At 29.7% G+C, this 18,972-nt stretch carries 18 protein-coding genes; 3 read left to right on the forward strand and 15 right to left on the reverse strand.

Annotated elements, in window-relative coordinates; all coding sequences use genetic code 11:
• The 3 genes from EGM88_RS09420 to EGM88_RS09430 form a co-directional block, all read right to left on the reverse strand.
• Positions 1-996 carry a tetratricopeptide repeat protein gene (locus EGM88_RS09420; RefSeq protein ID WP_123897852.1) on the reverse strand — a complete coding sequence of 332 codons (996 nt, stop codon included), beginning with the start codon at positions 994-996 and terminating at the stop codon, positions 1-3.
• Between the two features lie 5 nt (positions 997-1,001).
• Positions 1,002-2,009: a sugar phosphate nucleotidyltransferase gene (locus tag EGM88_RS09425; RefSeq protein ID WP_123897854.1), complete on the reverse strand. Its 1,008-nt coding sequence runs from the start codon at positions 2,007-2,009 to the stop codon at positions 1,002-1,004.
• Between the two features lie 108 nt (positions 2,010-2,117).
• A complete protein-coding gene (locus tag EGM88_RS09430) occupies positions 2,118-4,148 on the reverse strand; it encodes a ComEC/Rec2 family competence protein (protein ID WP_123897856.1) in 2,031 nt (676 codons plus the stop codon).
• Positions 4,149-4,576: 428 nt separating this feature from the next.
• On the opposite strand from EGM88_RS09430, the gene EGM88_RS09435 reads away from it, so the two are divergent.
• Positions 4,577-5,911: an MATE family efflux transporter gene (locus tag EGM88_RS09435; protein ID WP_123897858.1), complete on the forward strand. Its 1,335-nt coding sequence runs from the start codon at positions 4,577-4,579 to the stop codon at positions 5,909-5,911.
• Positions 5,912-5,918: 7 nt separating this feature from the next.
• Here EGM88_RS09435 and lpxB read toward each other — a convergent pair whose 3' ends face one another.
• The 8 genes from lpxB to EGM88_RS09475 form a co-directional block, all read right to left on the reverse strand.
• Positions 5,919-7,031: a lipid-A-disaccharide synthase gene (lpxB, locus tag EGM88_RS09440; protein ID WP_123897860.1), complete on the reverse strand. Its 1,113-nt coding sequence runs from the start codon at positions 7,029-7,031 to the stop codon at positions 5,919-5,921.
• A gap of 36 nt (positions 7,032-7,067) precedes the next feature.
• Positions 7,068-7,958, reverse strand: a complete 891-nt coding sequence (locus EGM88_RS09445; RefSeq protein WP_123897862.1) for a pseudouridine synthase — start codon at positions 7,956-7,958, stop codon at positions 7,068-7,070.
• 69 nt (positions 7,959-8,027) lie between these two features.
• Entirely contained in the window at positions 8,028-8,966 is a 939-nt protein-coding gene (locus EGM88_RS09450) for a geranylgeranylglycerol-phosphate geranylgeranyltransferase (RefSeq protein ID WP_123897864.1), read from the reverse strand.
• A 9-nt stretch (positions 8,967-8,975) separates the two neighbouring features.
• Positions 8,976-9,902, reverse strand: a complete 927-nt coding sequence (locus EGM88_RS09455; protein ID WP_123897877.1) for a mevalonate kinase family protein — start codon at positions 9,900-9,902, stop codon at positions 8,976-8,978.
• Between the two features lie 165 nt (positions 9,903-10,067).
• Entirely contained in the window at positions 10,068-10,640 is a 573-nt protein-coding gene (locus EGM88_RS09460; RefSeq protein ID WP_123897879.1) for a toxin-antitoxin system YwqK family antitoxin, read from the reverse strand.
• A 149-nt stretch (positions 10,641-10,789) separates the two neighbouring features.
• Positions 10,790-11,935 (reverse strand): diphosphomevalonate/mevalonate 3,5-bisphosphate decarboxylase family protein, encoded by a 1,146-nt coding sequence (locus EGM88_RS09465; RefSeq protein WP_123897881.1) that lies wholly within the window; start codon positions 11,933-11,935, stop codon positions 10,790-10,792.
• 39 nt (positions 11,936-11,974) lie between these two features.
• Positions 11,975-12,886: a DMT family transporter gene (locus EGM88_RS09470; protein ID WP_123897883.1), complete on the reverse strand. Its 912-nt coding sequence runs from the start codon at positions 12,884-12,886 to the stop codon at positions 11,975-11,977.
• 143 nt (positions 12,887-13,029) lie between these two features.
• Positions 13,030-13,233, reverse strand: coding sequence for a LytR/AlgR family response regulator transcription factor (locus EGM88_RS09475; protein WP_123897885.1), 204 nt, complete (start codon positions 13,231-13,233; stop codon positions 13,030-13,032).
• A gap of 135 nt (positions 13,234-13,368) precedes the next feature.
• Here EGM88_RS09475 and EGM88_RS09480 point away from each other — a divergent pair, with 135 nt between their 5' ends.
• Complete coding sequence (locus EGM88_RS09480; protein WP_123897887.1) at positions 13,369-13,605, forward strand: hypothetical protein; 237 nt, start codon at positions 13,369-13,371, stop codon at positions 13,603-13,605.
• A gap of 194 nt (positions 13,606-13,799) precedes the next feature.
• Positions 13,800-15,422, forward strand: coding sequence for a M1 family metallopeptidase (locus EGM88_RS09485; protein ID WP_123897889.1), 1,623 nt, complete (start codon positions 13,800-13,802; stop codon positions 15,420-15,422).
• A gap of 18 nt (positions 15,423-15,440) precedes the next feature.
• Here EGM88_RS09485 and EGM88_RS09490 read toward each other — a convergent pair whose 3' ends face one another.
• The 4 genes from EGM88_RS09490 to panD are packed head-to-tail and all read right to left on the reverse strand — an operon-like array spanning position 15,441 to position 18,920.
• On the reverse strand, positions 15,441-16,655 hold the full coding sequence (locus EGM88_RS09490; RefSeq protein ID WP_123897891.1) for a BaiN/RdsA family NAD(P)/FAD-dependent oxidoreductase: 1,215 nt from the start codon (positions 16,653-16,655) through the stop codon (positions 15,441-15,443).
• Positions 16,652-17,593 carry a GYDIA family GHMP kinase gene (locus EGM88_RS09495; RefSeq protein WP_123897893.1) on the reverse strand — a complete coding sequence of 314 codons (942 nt, stop codon included), beginning with the start codon at positions 17,591-17,593 and terminating at the stop codon, positions 16,652-16,654. The genes EGM88_RS09490 and EGM88_RS09495 overlap by 4 nt, the downstream gene beginning before the upstream one ends.
• Positions 17,593-18,570, reverse strand: a complete 978-nt coding sequence (locus tag EGM88_RS09500) for a lysylphosphatidylglycerol synthase transmembrane domain-containing protein (RefSeq protein WP_123897895.1) — start codon at positions 18,568-18,570, stop codon at positions 17,593-17,595. The genes EGM88_RS09495 and EGM88_RS09500 overlap by 1 nt, the downstream gene beginning before the upstream one ends.
• Positions 18,567-18,920: an aspartate 1-decarboxylase gene (gene panD, locus EGM88_RS09505; protein ID WP_123897897.1), complete on the reverse strand. Its 354-nt coding sequence runs from the start codon at positions 18,918-18,920 to the stop codon at positions 18,567-18,569. The genes EGM88_RS09500 and panD overlap by 4 nt, the downstream gene beginning before the upstream one ends.
• Positions 18,921-18,972: the final 52 nt, after the last annotated feature.

Raw genomic sequence — 18,972 nt, forward strand, 5'->3', positions numbered from 1 at the left:
TTATGATTTATTTTCGCGTAAAGCAGAGGCTTTGTTATAATTTTTTGAAGCTTCAACATTATTTTTTAACCCTTTATAACTCAGTGCTATTTGATCATAAAAATCGGCTTTGAGTAAAGTGTCATCAACAATGTATTCAAGACCCATTTCTAATTGAGTTAAGGCTTGATTGTACTGTTTGGTAAAGTTTAAAGCTGTACCATGCATTAAGTATACAAAGGGTTGAGCCGGAAAAAATTCAATACCTTCAGCACTTTGTTTTTCTAACTCTAAATATTTCTTCTTTTGGTTTAGTTTAATAAGCAATTGCTTTAAAACACGAAACGATTTATCTGTTTGGTAAGTCTGTTGTAATTCAGATAGTGTTTGATTTTCAATAGGTTTTTTTTCAGTATTGTTGGGTGTTGATACTTCTCCTGTTAAAATAGATTCCTTAAAAGGAAGAAAAGTTTCATCTAATGTTCCTTTTTTTTCTAAATCAATTAAAATTTCTTTAGCAGTATCAATCTGATTGTTTTTGATATAAAGAATCACTAAATCTAATTTAGAATCATCATACTTATCTGCAATTTTTTCTTGAACTTCTAGGGCTGCTTTAAAATTATTTTGTTTGTTATAAATATCCCTTAACAATAGTTGCATGTAAAGATTGTTAGCATCTTTTTCCAATGCTTTTTTTGTAAACACCTCTGCTTCAGCATATTGTTTAAGTTCATGGTAATTTTTACCAAATTCAAAATTTATGGCCTTGTCGTCATTTTTTATATCCTGACATTTTTCTAAGGCTGTAATGGCTTTGTCAAAATTACCTATTGCTTTCTGTTGTAAAGCTTCAAAAAAATATTTTTCAAAATCTAGATTTTTTTGTTCTAATTTGAGTTCTTCTACATTTTTTTTTGCTAAAAAAGCAAGAGCCAATGAATCGTTTTGAGTAAATCCTATAAAAGAAGAACTCATCATAATTAAAGCTATGATATGTTTGATCCAAGTAGTCATAAAACCTATTTCAATTCAGAATAGTCTCCAATACTAATAGAGGTAAAATTACCATTGTATTTCACATTATTACCTATCATAGCATTAGTTAAAGTTGCATTTTCTATTGTTGTATTGGTTTGAATTAATGAATTGCTTATTGTAGAATCTTTTACTACACTATTTGTGCCAAGAGATACATTTGGTCCAATTTTAGTATTAATTAACGTAACATTGTCACCGATGTAACAAGGCTGTATAATTTCAGCATTCTCTAAAATTACAGATTTAGACACCAAGTCTTGTCCTGCTTGTTGTGCAAATTGTAATACTCTTCCATTTGTTTCAACTGTAATTTCTTTATTACCGCAATCCATCCATTCATCCACTTGACCAGGCACAAACTGCATACCTTTTTTCTTCATGTTTTCTAGTGCATCTGTCAATTGATATTCACCTTTATCTTTGATGTCATTATCAAGTAAATACTGAATCTCTTCTCTTAAAATTTCGCCTTTTTTAAAGTAATAGATTCCAATTATGGCTAAATCCGAAATAAAAGTTTCTGGTTTCTCAACGAAATCAGTAATTATACCATCTTGCATTTTTATAACGCCATAGGCACTTGGGTTTTTAACTTGTTTTACCCAAATAGCACCATCTGCATTTTTATCAAGTGTAAAGTCGGCTTTAAAAAGGGTATCAGCAAAGGCAACAACACAAGGGCCATGTAAAGATTCTTTTGCACATTGTATGGCATGAGCCGTACCTAAAGCCGTTTTTTGAACAGTTACTACCCCTTTTGCTCCCAAATCTTTAGCAATAGATAATAATTTACTTTCGGTATCAGCAGGAAAGGTTGGACCTATTATAAAAGCTATTTCTTCTACATCTTGCTTTAAAACCGCTGCTATATCTTCAACCAATCGCTGTACAATGGGTTTTCCTGCTATTAGTGTTAACGGTTTTGGTATAGTTAAAGTGTGTGGTCTTAGGCGTGAACCTATACCTGCCATAGGGACTATTATTTTCATGTGTTTTATTAATTTTTTAAGTATAAATGGTATCTCACAATCATCAATTTGGTTGTGGTATTTTTCATAACAATTTTAGGTGTGCAAATATAACTAATTATTGAGAGCCTATATTTTTTCTCTATAAGCTCCATCTTTAACGGTGTAATGGAAGTGAATATTGTTGTTTTTGCACGTTTTTTGCCATTGTTTAGCATGGCTTTTATAATTTGAACCGTCAACAATAATTTTTTTTGGTTGTATTTGGTTTATTAGTCGTTGAAGGTTAATGTTTGGTGAGTTTCTTAACCATATTATTGTAGGCTTAAAATCTATTCCCGTATAAACCCCCATACTATCTACTACCAAAATTTTTTCAGATTTTAAGAGGTATACATTTTTAATTTCATTATCTATTCTTTTAACTATAGAATTTGTTCCGATACAGTAATCATTAATAATATTAGTATTGGTAATACTGTCTAATGTATGTTGTATGTGTGTGTTTTTTCCTATCCTTTTTGCTAAGATTGAGTGTTGTGATTTGTTAAAAATTGTGATTTCTGAAGAGGTTCTAGTACGATACTTTTCTAAAATTAAATTTGACTGAAATAAAGCAATTGCCATTAATACATATGGTATTAGAGATTTGTTTTTGGTTTCAAACCATTTAAAAAATAGAATAATAAAAAAATAGCTTAATATAGCAGAGCTAATTGTAAAGGAAATATTTTGAAATAAGAACGATTCTTGTTTTCCTATCCAGCCAACTGTTGAGTTTAAGAGAAAAATAACTTTTTCATAAGTATAGGCAATAACATTGGGTAAAATATCGAATAAAGCGAGTATAATAACCACTATTCCAAAACCTAAAATAAAGCCCAAAAAAGGAATTATTAGTAGATTGGCGATAAAGAATAATCCAGGAAATTGATGAAAATAATATAAACTTAAAGGAAGAACACCTAATTGAGCAGCAATTGAAACTGTTAATAGTTTCCAAGGATAATCTATAATTAAGAACTTTGGTTTCCATAAATTATATAGTTTCGGTTGTACCCAAACAATAAAAAACACGGCCAAATAACTAAGTTGAAATCCAACTTCAAAAAGGTAATAAGGGTTAAATAGTAGTAGAATAAAAACAGAAATAATTAATATGTTATAAGTGTTTTTTTTACTGTTGGTTACTAATGCAACGGCAACGGCTGTAAACATTGTAACTGCTCTAATTACAGAGGCTGACAATCCGGCAATAAAAGCGAATGACCATAAAAGCAAGACGATAAAAAGTAGTTTTATAAACTTACCATTTTTAAGTCTATCTAATGGTTTGAATAGTAGGTAAAGTATCCATAATATAATTCCAACGTGCAGGCCTGAAACAGCTAGGATATGGATGGCTCCAGCATTTTGATAATTTTCTATGATTTCTTTTGATATTTCCTGTCGTTGTCCAAGTAATAATGCATTAATTATTGCCAACTCATTACCTTTAAAACCTTGTTTTTGGAGAGATGTATTTATTTTTTGCCTAAAGAAATGGGCTATTCCTTTTAATGTGGTATTGTTGTTTTTTAATTGAAAATAAGAATTGTTATAAATAGTAATTTGATGATGAACTTGTTGTTTTGCTAAATAATTTTTATAGTTAAATTGATAAGGATTTAAAGGGTTGTCAATAACATTAAACTTTTCAAAGACTACTATTTTATCATCAATAGAAAGTGTTTTTTTTGTGGAGTTTTTCGAAATATTTAATTTGACTTTACCTTGAGTTTTATTTTTATCAACTGTTATAACTCTCGCAATGTAGCTGTTATAATACAAGTTTGGCTTTAAAATATCATCTATTATTAAAACAATTTCATTACTGTTATCAGACAAAAATGTTGTATAATTATTTTTTTTGTACGTCGCATTTTTTAATGTAATTGAAGAGATTCCTAACAATATAAATATGGCATAACCACCAAATGTAAAGTAATAATTTTGAGTATTTTTTTTATTTGAAATAAAATAAGTTACTGATAAATAAAGTGTTGAAATTGAAAAAAGAAAAAATAGCAGCCATAAACTTATGTTTATATTATGTCCAACAACAATACCAATAATTAATAAAATGGTAAGTTGTGCAGGTACGTATTTTAAAATTTTCAATTATTTGTTTTTTAATTAGAATCCAATTTACCATTTATTGTTAAAACTATACCATTTGTTAAGAAAAATGATGCTTATGTATAAATTGTATTTATATGTGTCTTTTCTATACTATATTTGAAGTAAATAATTACCCAATACCACAAAAAAATTGCTTCATAGTCAATTAGACTATTTAAAGAAATTAAATTTAGAGTTATTTAATTAAAAGCCTCAGTTGCATCTCATGTCTCTTGGGGCTTTTCCCATTTTAAAAACTATATATTATTCCTTTTTATGTTTCTTTAATTGAGCATTATTTTCCGAACTTCGCATTTTAAAATTTGGAATTAATCTAAAACATTAAAAAGTTTTAGAGAACGATATCTCAGTAAGATACTAGATTAAAATTCCTTAGCATCTTCATGTAGGGAATAAAGTTAACTAAAATGCACTCAAAACCAAAAGTAACCTTTAAATATATTAATAAACTAGCAATACCCGCTTTAATAGCAGGTATTGCAGAGCCACTACTTTCTATTACAGATACTGCTATTGTAGGTAATATTAAAGTTAATCCTACAGAAGCTTTAGCAGCTGTTGGCATTGCTGGTTCTTTTTTATCAGCTATAATTTGGATTTTGGCACAAACGCGATCAGCTATTTCTGCAATTATAGCTCAGTATTTTGGAGCCAAAAGATTAGAAGAAATACAATCATTACCAGCTCAAATTATTACTATTAATGTAGGGTTAAGTACGATACTTTATGTTGTAACTATTGTGTTTGTGGAATTTATCTTTAAAAAGTATAATGCAGAAGGACTTATTTTAAATTATAGTGTTTCGTATTATAAAATTAGGGCTTTAGGATTGCCCTTAACATTATTTATTTTTTCTGTTTTTGGTGTTTTTAGAGGCTTGCAAAATACGTTTTGGCCAATGGTTATCAGCATTACTGGAATGCTATTAAATATTGCTTTAGATTTTTTGTTAGTTTTTGGTATTGAGGGATATATACCTGCAATGCATATTGAAGGAGCAGCCTATGCCAGTGTAATTTCACAAGCTGTTATGGCTATAATGGCATTATACTTGTTTTTTAAAAAAACGCCATTTCGTTTAAAATTTCAACTTCCTTTTAATAGAGAAATTAAACGTTTATTGGTAGTGAGTTTAAATTTGTTTATCCGAGCTTTGTCTTTAAATATAGCTATTTATTTTGCTAATTCTTATGCTACAGCTTACGGAAATAATTATATTGCTGCTCATACCATAGCTTTTCAAATATGGCTCTTTTTTGCTTTTTTTATAGATGGATATTCAAGTGTTGGAAATATTGTTTCTGGAAGACTTTTAGGGGAAAAGGATTATAAAAATTTATGGAATTTGAGTATAGATTTAAGTAAGTATGCGGTGGTAATTGCTTTTATACTAGCTCTATTGTGTTTTGTTTTTTATGTGCCTATTGGAAATGCTTTTTCTCAGGAAGTAGAAGTTTTAGATTCTTTCTATTCTATTTTTTGGATTGTTTTATTGATGCAGCCTTTAAATGCTCTTGCTTTTGTGTTTGATGGATTGTTTAAAGGATTGGCAGAGGCAGTAACTCTAAGAAATACATTATTAGTTGCTACTTTTTTGGGGTTTGTACCCGTGTTGATAATTGGTGATTATTATGGTTTAAAACTTTATGCTATATGGATAGCCTTTACAGTTTGGATGTTTTTAAGAACAATTATTTTAGTAATTGTTTTTAGAAAAAAGTATTTGGTAGATAAATTATAGTATCAACTTATTTTAATCCGTTATTATAAATCAGTTCAGCCGCTTTTTCATTAGCACCTTTACCACCTAGTAATTTTTCCAACTCATTGTAGTCTAAAAAAAGTTGCTCTCTGTGTTTAGGGTCTAAAATTTTATTCAATTCTTTCTCTAAGTTTTTGGTATTAAAATCGTGCTGGATAAGTTCTGTAACTACTTCTCGATCCATAATTAAATTTACTAACGAAATAAATTTTAACGTAATAATTCGTTTCGCAATTTGATAGGAAATATTGTTAGCCTTATAACACACCACTTGCGGTACTTTAAACAGAGCAGTTTCTAATGTTGCTGTACCAGATGTCACTAATGCGGCATACGAAACGGATAATAAATCGTACGTTTTATTGTCTATAAACTTAACGTTTGTTTGTTTGATAAATGGTTGGTAAAACTCAAAATCTTGACTTGGTGCACCTGCAATAACAAATTGATAATCGGTAAACTTATCAACCATGTTGAGCATTACCGAAAGCATTTTGGTAATTTCTTGTTTTCTACTTCCTGGTAATAAAGCTATAATTGGTTTTTCACTTAACTTGTGCTTGTTTCTAAATTCTTTTTCGCTTATATTCTTTCGGTCTGCAATAGCATCAATTAACGGATGTCCAACAAAATTGACGTTGTAATTGTATTTTTTATAAAAAGCTTCTTCAAAAGGTAAAATTACATACATAGCATCAATATCTCGTTTGATAGCTTTTACTCGACTGGCTCGTGAAGCCCAAACTTGAGGTGAGATGTAGTAGTTGGTTTTAAACCCTTCTTTTTTAGCCCATTTTGCAATTCTTAAATTAAAGCCAGAATTATCTACAAAAATAAGTTGATCGGGTTTGTATTGAGCAATGTCTTTTTTACAGAAAGAAATAAATCCTAAAATTTTACGAAGATTAAATATTACTTCCGCAAACCCCATGAAAGCTCTATCTCTATAGTGAGTTACTAGAGTACCACCAACAGCTTTCATTAAGTCTCCACCCCAAAACCTAAACTCAGCATTTACATCTATTTTTTGTAAGGCTTTCATTAGGTTTGAAGCATGTAAATCGCCAGAGGCTTCTCCTGCTATGATGTAATATTTCACTTGATAAACTTTTTAACCTTGTTAGAAATTTATTAATTATATCATCTTCAGGTTATTCACTTCTTGTTGCGTTAAGTGTCGCCAATGACCTCTAGGTAAGTTTTTTTTAGTCATACCAGCAAAAATAACACGGTCTAATTTTATTACTTTATAACCAAAGTGTTCAAATATTTTTCTAACAATTCGGTTTCTTCCTGAGTGAATTTCTATACCAACTTCTGTTTTCGGTTCATTTTCTATATATGAAATGGCATCTACATAAACCATTTTACCATCTAAGACAAAATTTTCTGAAATCTTTTGTAAATCGCTTAAAGTTAGTTTTTTATCTAATGATGCGTGGTATAATTTCTTAACATTATGTTTTGGGTGTGTCAATTTTTTAGCCATTTCACCATCATTGGTAAACAATAGTAATCCTGTGGTATTTCTATCTAGTCTCCCTACAGGGTATATTCGTTCTTTTGTAGCTTTTCCTACCAATTCCATTACTGTATGCCTTCCTCGTTCATCTTCAGTGGTAGTAATATAATTTTTAGGTTTATTAAGTAAAACGTACCTTTTAGGTTCTGGGTTGATAAGTACATCATCAAAACGAACGGTATCTGTAGGTTTTACTTTATAGCCCATTTCGGTAATTACCTTACCATTAACAGTTGCACTACCTGCCTTTATAAATACGTCTGCCTCTCTACGTGAGCAAATACCTGAGTTTGCAATGTATTTGTTCAGTCTTATTTCTGTAGGCTCTTCTAGGCGTTGTTTAGGAGTATCTTTTCGAATATCTTTTCTATAAGGATTGGGTTTGCTTTTGACACCAAATTTCTTACTTTTATCGAAAGATTTTTTAATTGTTGTAGATTTTTTTTTGGAATTTGAAGAAGACGTTTTGGCTTGTCGTCCTCTCGACGAGTTTTGTTTTGCCATTTTTATTTAAAATTTTTTGCAAAGATACCTTTATTTGTAATATTTATTTCATTTCAATGCAAATAATATCTACAATAAGCGTTTTAAAATAACTGAAGTGTCTAATAGAGCCAAGCTAAATACACCTGCTATAATTAACAATTTTAATATGGTATGCAACAGCATGTAATCTTTTTTAGTGTTAGATTTCCATAATAGAATTAGAAAAATTAATAATACCAATACAGAAAAATAAAAGTAATATTTCATTAAGCCAATTTCAGGATATCGTAGTAAAAATAAGATAGGGGGAATAGTTAAAAAAACAATAAGTGTAATTAACATTTTTGTAAACCTTTCGTTATATTTTATAGGTATAGTTATATAATCTGACACTATATCTCCTTGTAATGTTTCTAAATCTTTTATTAGTTCTTTTATTAATAAAATAAAAAACAAAAATGAGGCATGTGTAAAAATTATTTTAGAAAAGTTTCCGTAGTAAACAAAAATTACAAAAAATGGAAGGAGAGCTAAAGTGGCTGCTGAAAATAATTTTACTAAAGGATAGAGTCTTAATTTATGTGAATACAGCCATATTAAGAAAATATAAACAGCAAAAAATAATGCAGCTTTCCATGATACAAAAAAGGCAAAAACAAAACCTAAAAAGTTTAATGTAAAATAGATGTAAAGTTTTGTTTTTTGAGTTACAATACTATCTAATTTTGTTTTTTGAGGTTTATTTATTTTGTCTTTATTTACATCGTAAAAGTTATTAATAATATAGCCAGAGGCTACAACACAAATTGTGGCTAATACAATTAAATATAAATCTAAATCGAGTAGAATACTTCTTAACGATTTTTCTGGAGCAAAAATAAAAATTGAAGCTAAATATTGTGCAATTACAATAATTACAATGTTATAACCTCTGACTACTGATAGTAGACTAAAAAATTTATAATAAAATGGATATTTTTTTGGTTTTTTAGGAGTGTTTTGTTCTGCGGCTTTTAGTAAGTCCATAAGCCATGGTTAAAATCTGTAAACTAGTTCTAACTTATAATTTTTTAAAATATCTTGAGCTTTAACATAATCAGGTGTAAAGCCAAGAATATAACCACCTCCACCAGATCCACAAAGTTTTAAATAGTATGCGTTGGTGTCAATACCTTGTTGCCAAAGGCTGTGAAAAGCCTTAGGAATCATAGGTTTAAAATTTGCTAATACTACCTTAGAAAGTTGTTTTACATTTCTTAAAAGTGATTTTGCATTACCGTGTAAAAAATCGTCAATGCAAGCATCAGTATATTTAGCAAAATCATTACTAATCATTTTTCTAAACCCCTCATTTTTCATCTTATTCATAAAAAGATTTACCATAGGTTCTGTTTCGCCAATTTGTTCAGAATCTAATAAAAATACAGCTCCTTTACCTTCTTTTTGAGAAGGAATACCTGTAGGTTCTAAATTGTCTTTAGAGTTAATTAAAATAGGTAAACTTAAATAGCTGTTTAAAGGGTCTAATCCAGAACTATTACCATGAAAAAAAGACTCCATTAAAGAAAAAATCTCTTTTAATTTTAATAATTTATCTCTGGTTAAATTTTCTAAAACAGTAATTTTGTTATCAGCATATTTGTCATAAACTGCAGCAACTAAAGCTCCAGAACTACCAACACCATATCCTTGCGGAATGCTAGAATCGAAATACATTCCATTGTCAATGTCTTTTTTCAATTCTTCTAACCTAAAGTGAACTTTTTCTTTATCTATAGTAGACAAATAGGTATAGAATTTCTTCAAATTAGCATTAGATTTTTTAGCAACATCAGTTAAATTATTGGACGTTTTCAGGGCTCCTTGAAAAAAATTATACGGAATGGCTAATCCTTTAGAATCTTTTATAATTCCGTATTCTCCAAAGAGTAATATTTTAGCATAAAATAAAGGTCCTTTCATCAGCTAATTTTTTTACTTAATAATCAAATAAATAATTTTATTGATTATTTTTTTCTAAGTGTTTAATTTTTATGTGTTTCATTAAAATTGCTGCAAATATAATATAATCTAATGATACCATTTATATACTTAGAGATTAAAACGTTACCATTAGATGTTTAGTATTTAATTTTCTGTCATTCCATCGTAATAATAAACTTGCCAAGTACCTGTTTTAGTATCGTTGGTGTAAGTGCCTTCAGCTTTTAGTTTACCATTTTGATAATACTCTTTCCAATTGCCTACCCTATTTCCATTACTATATTTACCAGATTCTGACAGTTGAGCATTTTCGTAATAAGCTACATAGTCTCCGTTAATTTTACCATTAACATAAGTATATTCACTTTTTAAAGATCCTTTTTCAAAATAATTTTTTCGTAAACCATGAGGGATATTTTCTATATAATGAACTGTTTGCATTACTTTTCCATTAGGATGAAACCAAGTTACTTTTCCATGAAAAACCTCTTCATTTTCTTTTAACGACAAGGCTTCCATTTGTTTTACTCCACCTATGTAATAATCCTCCCACCAATATCCATTGTCTTTTTTTTCGGGTGCTGGTCTAAAATAAGAGGCTTGGGTTCGTTCTGTTTCTCCCCAATTGGCATCGTACCATAGGGTGTCTTTTTGAGCGAATAAAGAGCCTGTAACAATAGTTGTAACAAGGCAATAAAGTAAAGTTAAGTTTTTCATGACTAAAGATTTTAATTAATATAAAACAACAAGAACCTATATTCAAATCATATATGACCGAAAATATATTTAGTTCTGTTTCTTTAGTCTTAGTTTATTATGTCAATACTTTATCATGCTGTCAATAGGGATGACATAAAAGGTTGAATTTATTGGGGTTTAATTTGGTTTGCACCAAAACCGACCTTATCACAAATATAATGATTATTTTGACAAAATTGAATTAATTCGTTCATAATAAATAGATTGCAGGTTTCCTTTTCTTCATCAGGAAATAAAACATGAACATTGGCACCTGCATCTAATGTAAAACAAATGTTTGTATTTGTCTCTTCTCTAAAAGCCCAAATTCTATTTATAATTTCTAGTGTGTTGGGCTTCATTAATATAAAATAAGGGTGGCTCGTCATCATCATAGAGTGTAGAGTTAAAGCTTCACTTTCAACAATACTGATAAATGTTTTTAAGTTGCCTGTTTTTAATGCTTCAGAAATTTTAATTATATTTTCATTGGCTTGCTCAAATCGTTGTTGAGCAAAGGGGTGATTATTCATTAAGTTATGACCAACAGTACTTGATACTTGTTTTTCACCTTTATCTACCAATAAAATAGTATCGTGGTAATTCTTAAATTTATCATGTAGGTCTCCAGTAAACTTTACTCCAAATAAATCAGAACTATTTTTTATAGCATTATGTTTTCCCCAAACAACAAGTGGACCTTCTATACTTCGTGCCGCACTACCAGAGCCTAACCTAGCAAGAAAAGATGCTTTTTTATAAAACATTTCATCTGAAATATCAGGATTTAAAGCTTTTTCCATACTCATAATACATAAAGCCAAAGCAGACATGCCACTTGCTGACGAAGCAATGCCACTACTATGAGGAAACGAATTATGGGTTCTGATTACAAAATCATAATCTGAAATGAAAGGAACAAGTTTTCCAATTCTCATTAGAAAAACAACTATTTTTTTTCTAAATTCAGGTTTGTTTTCTCCATCTAAAAAGATGTCAATTTTAAATTCTTTTTGGGTAAGAGATTGTGCAAAAGTTGCATCACTTTCAAGTTTAGAAATTTCAGCTGATTTCTCTCTTTTTTTAAATTCTAGAGTGGTTTCAGTATGACAAGCATCTAAGGTAAAACTAATAGAGGGGTTTTCTGGAAGTTGTGGTTCACGTTTCCCCCAATATTTTACAAGAGCAATATTACTTGGAGCTTTCCAGGTAAAGGATCCGTTATCTAAAATTGTTTTTTGTGTGGGGTTGTAAATAAAATTGTCGAGTTCCAAAATTGTAAGTTTTTGCAAAGATAAGTTCTAAAAGTTATGCTACAAGTTTTTTAAGTTTTTAGATGTATTCCAAGAAACTAATGTAATACCAATTATAACGATTATTGCACCTAACAATTGCATAAAGGTTAAGCGTTCGTCTAAAAAAATATAGGCTAATAGAATTGTTGAGACAGGTCCGATACTACCAATGATTGAAAAATTAGAAGCTCCTATTTTTTTTATAGCCAACGATACCAAAAACGAAGGGATTAAAGTTGATAAAACTGCCATCAACAATCCAAGCAAATACACTTGATAGGGATATTGAAAAATACTTGACCGGTCTACAATTAAATAATGAATTATTACGCATATTGATGATACAATCATGGCATAAGATGTAAAACGTAGAACTCCAAATTTTGGAATTAACCATCCACTACCAACAAGATATGAAGCATAAGTTAGAGCACTTAAAAAAATGAGAAATCCACCCAATAAAATGTGTTCGCCATTGTACTGTAATTCTCCGCTAAAAGTGACAATAACACCAAAATAGGTTATTAAAATGGCGATAATTTGTTTAGAAGATATTTTTTCTCTTAAAAATACTCTACCAATTATAAGTACTAAAGTTGGGTAAGCAAACAAAATAATTCTTTCTAAACCTGCTTTGATGTATTGTAAACCTAAAAAATCAAAATAACTTGCTAAATAATAACCTATAAAACCAAAAAATATAAGCCATAAATAATCAACTCTGTTAATATTATGGGTTAATTTAGGCGTGAAGAAGTATAAAATTATCAAATAAAAAGGCAATGAAAAAAGCATCCTGAACATGAGTAAATGCAAAGAACTTACATTATATTGATAGGCTAATTTAACCATAATGGCCTTAGCTGAAAACAAAACAATGCCGACAATGGCAATAAATACAGCAGAATGTTTAATTTTTGATAATTGCATACGCAAATGTATTGCAATGCTGTTTTGTGAAGGTTCTAGATGTATTTAAATTACAATGGTCAAGGTTATTTTAAAGACCTTTAACTTTTTTAGCACATCGATTTTGTAAGCTCTACTAATTGGGATAGCTTTATTTCCAAGTTCTACAAACTCATTGGAAAAAATTCAATTTTATTTATAGATATAATAAAAGAGTGGTGTACTCTCAAAAATTGATGCTGTGGTAGTTTGGCTTCTATATTGCTGACGGTTTCACGAGAAGTAATGGTTTTATTAGTTAAATGGGTTTGAATATAATCACTTAAACTTTCAACATATAGTATTTCAGAAAAATTAATTTTTACCATTTTTCTGTCGGCACGTACAAAGACAAAAACAATTTTTTGTGAGTTTCGGTTGTTTTTTTATAGGTAGATTTTAACATGGATAAAAAAGATAGTTCTAAAAAAGGTTAAATAGATACCTTTGCAAAAAGGAATATTTTGAGCAGAAAAATAAAACTCATTTGGGATTTTAGAGGTCCAGAGGCATTGCCAACCGCAAAGCATCATGCAATTCATTTACAAGAATTTGCAGTAAAAGAATCGTTAACATATCACGAAGTTGATGTTGCAGAACTTTCTGACTATTTTGCAACTGCATTTATTGTAGTAGATGAAAAAGATATGCTTACCTATCGCGATGCCTTGAAGCCTCATAGGGGAGAAGTGGCGAACTAATTGAAGTTTAGCACAAAACCAAAACACTAAATACCAAAACAAATTATTGGAAGAGTTCTTAAAATTGGTTTTTTGAGGCTTTTAAAGTCAATTTTATTAATGTTATATTGTAATGTAAAAACCTCGTATAAATTTTTACGTCTGTTAACATTCTTAAAATATTTACTAGATTTGTTAAAATCTGTACCTATACCATGAAAAAAGTATCCTTTATTTTATTTTTATTTGGAATTGTATTTTGTGCAAAAGCTCAAAACTTTACGAGTCAAGATACTCTAAGAGGTAGTATAACTCCAGAAAGAGTTTGGTGGGATTTAAATTATTATGATTTAAATGTTGAGGTAAATCCTGATAAAAAAGAAATTTCTGGAACTAATCTTATTCGATATAAGGTATTGTCTGAAAATAATATACTTCAAGTAGATTTACAACCGCCTTTAAAGATTGAGAAAGTTACACAAGATGGAGAGCATCTAAAAGTTGTATCTGATGGAAATGCCCATTTTGTTCATTTAAAAAAAGATCAGAAAATTGGAGCATTCAATGAAATTGTAGTTCATTATTCTGGTAAACCTAAAGAAGCTGTAAAAGCTCCATGGGATGGCGGTTTTTCTTGGAAAAAAGACAAAGATGGAAATCCGTTTATAGCTACTTCTTGTCAAGGATTAGGTGCAAGTGTATGGTGGCCAAATAAAGATCATATGTATGATGAAGTGGACAGTATGGCAATTAGTATTACTACACCAAAAGGGTTGATGGACGTGTCTAATGGAAAACTAAGAAAGGTTGTAAAAAACAAGAATTCTAATACCTATCATTGGTTTGTGAGTAACCCAATAAATAATTATGGAGTGAATATTAATATTGGTAATTATGTCCATTTTGATAGTATATATAAAGGAGAAAAAGGAGACTTAAGTATGGATTTTTTTGTGCTTCCAGAAAATTTAGAAAAAGCGAAAATTCAATTTAAAGACGCTTTTAGAATGATGGAGGCTTTTGAACATTGGTTTGGTCCGTATCCATTTTATGAAGATGGATTTAAACTTGTTGAAGTGCCATATTTAGGAATGGAACATCAAAGTAGTGTTACCTATGGAAATAAGTATAAAAATGGCTATTTAGGAAGAGATTTATCAGGTACTGGTTGGGGATTAAAATTTGATTTTATAATTATTCATGAATCGGGGCATGAGTGGTTTGCCAATAATATTACAAATATAGACATTGCAGATATGTGGATTCATGAAGGATTTACAGCCTATTCCGAAAATTTATTTTTAGACTATTTTTATGGTAAGGAAGCTTCTGCTGAATATGTAATTGGCACACGAAATATTATACAAAACGACAAGCCTATTATTGGAAAATACAATGTAAATAATGAAGGTTCGTCAGATATGTATTATAAGGGAGCAAATATGTTGCATACCTTGAGACAATTAATCAATGATGATGAAAAATGGAGAACAATTTTAAGAGGTTTAAATAATGATTTTTATCACCAAACAGTAACAACTGAACAAATTGAGAACTATTTAATTAAAAAATCAGGAATAGATTTAAGCTCATTTTTTAATCAATATTTGCGAACTGCAAAAATTCCAATGTTTGAGTATAAGATTTTACCAAAAGTTATAAAGTATAGATATACTAACGTGGTAAAGGGTTTTGAAATGCCTTTAAAAACTATAATTAATGGAAATGAAGTGTGGATTAATCCAAAGGAAAACTGGCAAACATTTGCTACAAAAAAGGAAATAAAATCTTTTGAAGTAGATAAAAACTTTTATCTAACATCAAAAAAATATAATTGAGCATTAAACATTTGTATGTCAATTTTCGGCCATGCTATTGCCAACAATATAACCACCGGTCCATGCATTTTGAAAATTAAAGCCGCCTGTAACGGCGTCAATATTTAATACTTCTCCAGCAAAAAAAAGATTTTTATGGATTTTACTTTCAAATTTTTTGAAGTTAATTTCTTTTAAATCTACACCTCCTGCTGTAACAAACTCTTCTTTAAAAGTAGCTTTTCCATTAGCATTAAAAATCCCTTTGGTAAGTTGGATACTAAGTTTTTCTAGTTGTTTATTGGAAACATCGGCCCATCTAGATTCACTTTTTATTTCTGAAGCTAACACTAGATTTTCCCAAAGGCGTTTGGGTATTTCTTTAAACGGAGATCTTAATATTATTTGTTTTTTTTGTTCTTCTTGTCTAGTCTTCTTTAGTTCGTTAAAAACTGTTTGAGTAGGCTTAGATAACCAGTTTATCAAAATGTTATATTGGTAATTTTTTTCAGCTAAAAATTGTGCCCCAAAAGCAGAAAGTTTGAGAATTGCAGGACCACTCATTCCCCAATGGGTAATTAATAAAGGTCCATTCGTTTTAAACTCTGAATTTGTAATTGACACAGTTGCATTTACTACTGAAACCCCTGGAATTTTTTTAATTCGATTGTCGTTTATTTTAAAGGTAAATAAGGAAGGTACAGGAGAAACAATTGTATGTCCTAGTTTTTCTAATAAATTCCATATTTTAGTATTGCTTCCTGTAGCAATCATTAATTTATCAGCATCAAAATCACCTTGATTTGTACTAATTTTCCATTGATTTCCCTTTTTTTCAAAACTTTCAACTCGATGGTTCAGTTTAATTTTTATTCCCAATTTTTCAGTAGAATTTACCAATACATCAATAATGGTCTGTGAGGAATTTGATATAGGAAAAACGCGGTTATCAGTTTCAATTTTTAAGGCAACACCTCTTTCTTCAAACCATTGCATGGTATCTCCAGTCATAAATTGATGAAAAGGACCTAATAATTCTTTTTTTCCTCTTGGATAAAATTCACAAAGGTCTTTAGGATCAAAACAAGCATGGGTTACATTGCACCTTCCTCCACCAGATATTTTTACTTTTTGAAGTACCTCATTACCACGTTCTAAAATAATAATTTCGGCATCAGGATTGCTTTCTGCACAAGTAATTGCTGCAAAAAAACCAGCTGCTCCACCACCTATAATTATTATTTTTTGTTTCATAAGATTATTTCTTCGTATGAAATTACTGTTTCAAATCCTTTTTGTTTAAAGTATTTAGGTGTGTTATTATTTCCTGTAGCTAAAATAAAATCGCCTCCCCAAGCTCCTAAACTTTTTGTTTGTCCAAAATAATCTGAAAAAAGTTGCTCTTGAACAGGTTTTTGATCTATTACTTTTGAAATTAACCTTTCATGTTCTTTAATAAGTTTTTCAAAATCTGTTAAAGAATTACATTTTATAATGTGATTGGTAAGGTTAGAAACTTCGTCTTTCAAAGTACTTATTTGGCCTTTAAAATTTCTATAAGAGGCAATTCCTTCTCTACTATTTTGTTTTTTATTAAGATGTACAAAGTAGAGTTGGTTTTTAAAATGAGGATTAAAATTTATTATTTCAACTATTGGTTTTTTTTCTAATAGCTGATAAATTATTGGAGTATTATTTTGAGCACATGCAATATCATATCCGCTGCCTCCAAAACTTGAAAATTGTAATTTAAAAGCATTAATACCAGCCCATTGAGCAATATTATTAATTAACGTAGAGGATGTTCCTAACCCCCAAATTCTTGGAAAATCAAGTTTAGATTTTACATAAAAACCTTGTTTTTTAATAAGAAAATTTTTACCATTAAATTGTGATTGTAATTTTGCCGTTAATAATATTTCTTGAAGTTTTTCGGCTAGTAAATCACCACCACCATCTTTTGACGAATTAAAGGTTGCTGAAATTATTCGTAATTTGGGTAAATCAAATATTACTTGTAACCACAATTCATCTTGATGAGTATAGCTTTCCCAAATCAACTCATCTTCATTAATTTTTTGAATACTAAGGTTTTGACCAAATTTAGTAGGTACTGCTAAGGCTTTGCATCCGTCAAGTACAACATATTCACTTGTAAGCAGTAATTTTCCGTTACTGTAAAAGGTTTCCATTAGTTTTGGTTTCTATTGTAAATAGGCAAAATTAAGAAAGATAATGCACCAAATAATAATATCATTAGCGTTTGTGCAGTCCACATTATCCATGCAAAAGCTCTGGCCGGATTGTCAGGAATATGATATAAAATTAATACACTAGCTACGGCAATTGGGTAGGTGCCCAACCCTCCATTGGTTACAGCCATACTAATGCCGCCCACAACAAAACCAACAATTATGGCTTCAAAAGGTAAATTGGAAGTTTCTGGTAAAGCAAAACTTACTACATAAAACATCAAAACATACATTAACCATATAAATAGTGTATGAAAAATGAATGACCACTTGTTATCCATTTTAAAGATGCTTATCCCTCCTTCTATTAATCCATTAATAAAACGTTTTATCTTAATAAAAAAAGGATTTTTTGATTTTAAGATGATAAAGTAAAAACTAATAGCTAATATAGCAAGTACTGCCATTATAACATATTTTTGTATGCCATTATCTCCATCTTTAAACAAATATTCAGAAAGTAAATCTGCTTGAAGAAAAAAAGCTAATCCTATTATGCCAAGTAAAACTATTGCGTCAGCTATACGTTCTGCTACTATAGTACCAAAGGCTTTTTCAAATGGAATGTTTTCATATTTTGAAATTCCTGTGGCACGGGCAATTTCACCAGCACGAGGCACACCAAGATTTACTAAATATGAGATAAAAACCGTCATTATACTATTGGCGAATTTTGGTTTATAACCCATTGGTTTTAGCATAAATTGCCATCGATAAGCTCGAGATAAATGACTTAGAGCTCCTAATACTAAAGACAATAGTACCCACCAATAATTTGCCGATTTAAAAGAACTAACAATTGCCGATTTGTCTTCAGGAGTTAATTTTGATAAAAAATACCAAACTAAAAAAACTCCCAGGGTAATTGGGAGTATTATTAATAATGTTTTACGTATTTTCTTGTTCGAAGAACTCAAGTTAGCAAAGTATTTGTTCTTTCATCTGGAAATATAACAGTAGGTTCAAAAGTTTTAGCTTCTTCAAAATCCATGATTCCATAAGAAATAATAATAACGATATCGCCTTTAGCAACACGTCTTGCTGCCGGACCATTTAATACTATTTCTCCTTTACCTCTTTCACCTTTAATAACATAAGTTTCTAATCGTTCACCGTTATTAACGTTAACAATTTGCACTTTTTCACCTTGAATTATATTAGCAGCATCCATTAAATCTTCATCAATGGTAATACTTCCAATATAATTTAAGTCAGCACCTGTTACAGTAACTCTATGTATTTTTGATTTTAATGCTTCTATCTTCAAAACGCTATAAATTAATTCAACTTACTCTAACAAAAATAACGCCAAAGTAATT

Origin of the sequence: Aureibaculum marinum (genome assembly GCF_003813905.1) — a bacterium.
Classification (GTDB): Bacteria; Bacteroidota; Bacteroidia; order Flavobacteriales; family Flavobacteriaceae; genus Aureibaculum; species Aureibaculum marinum.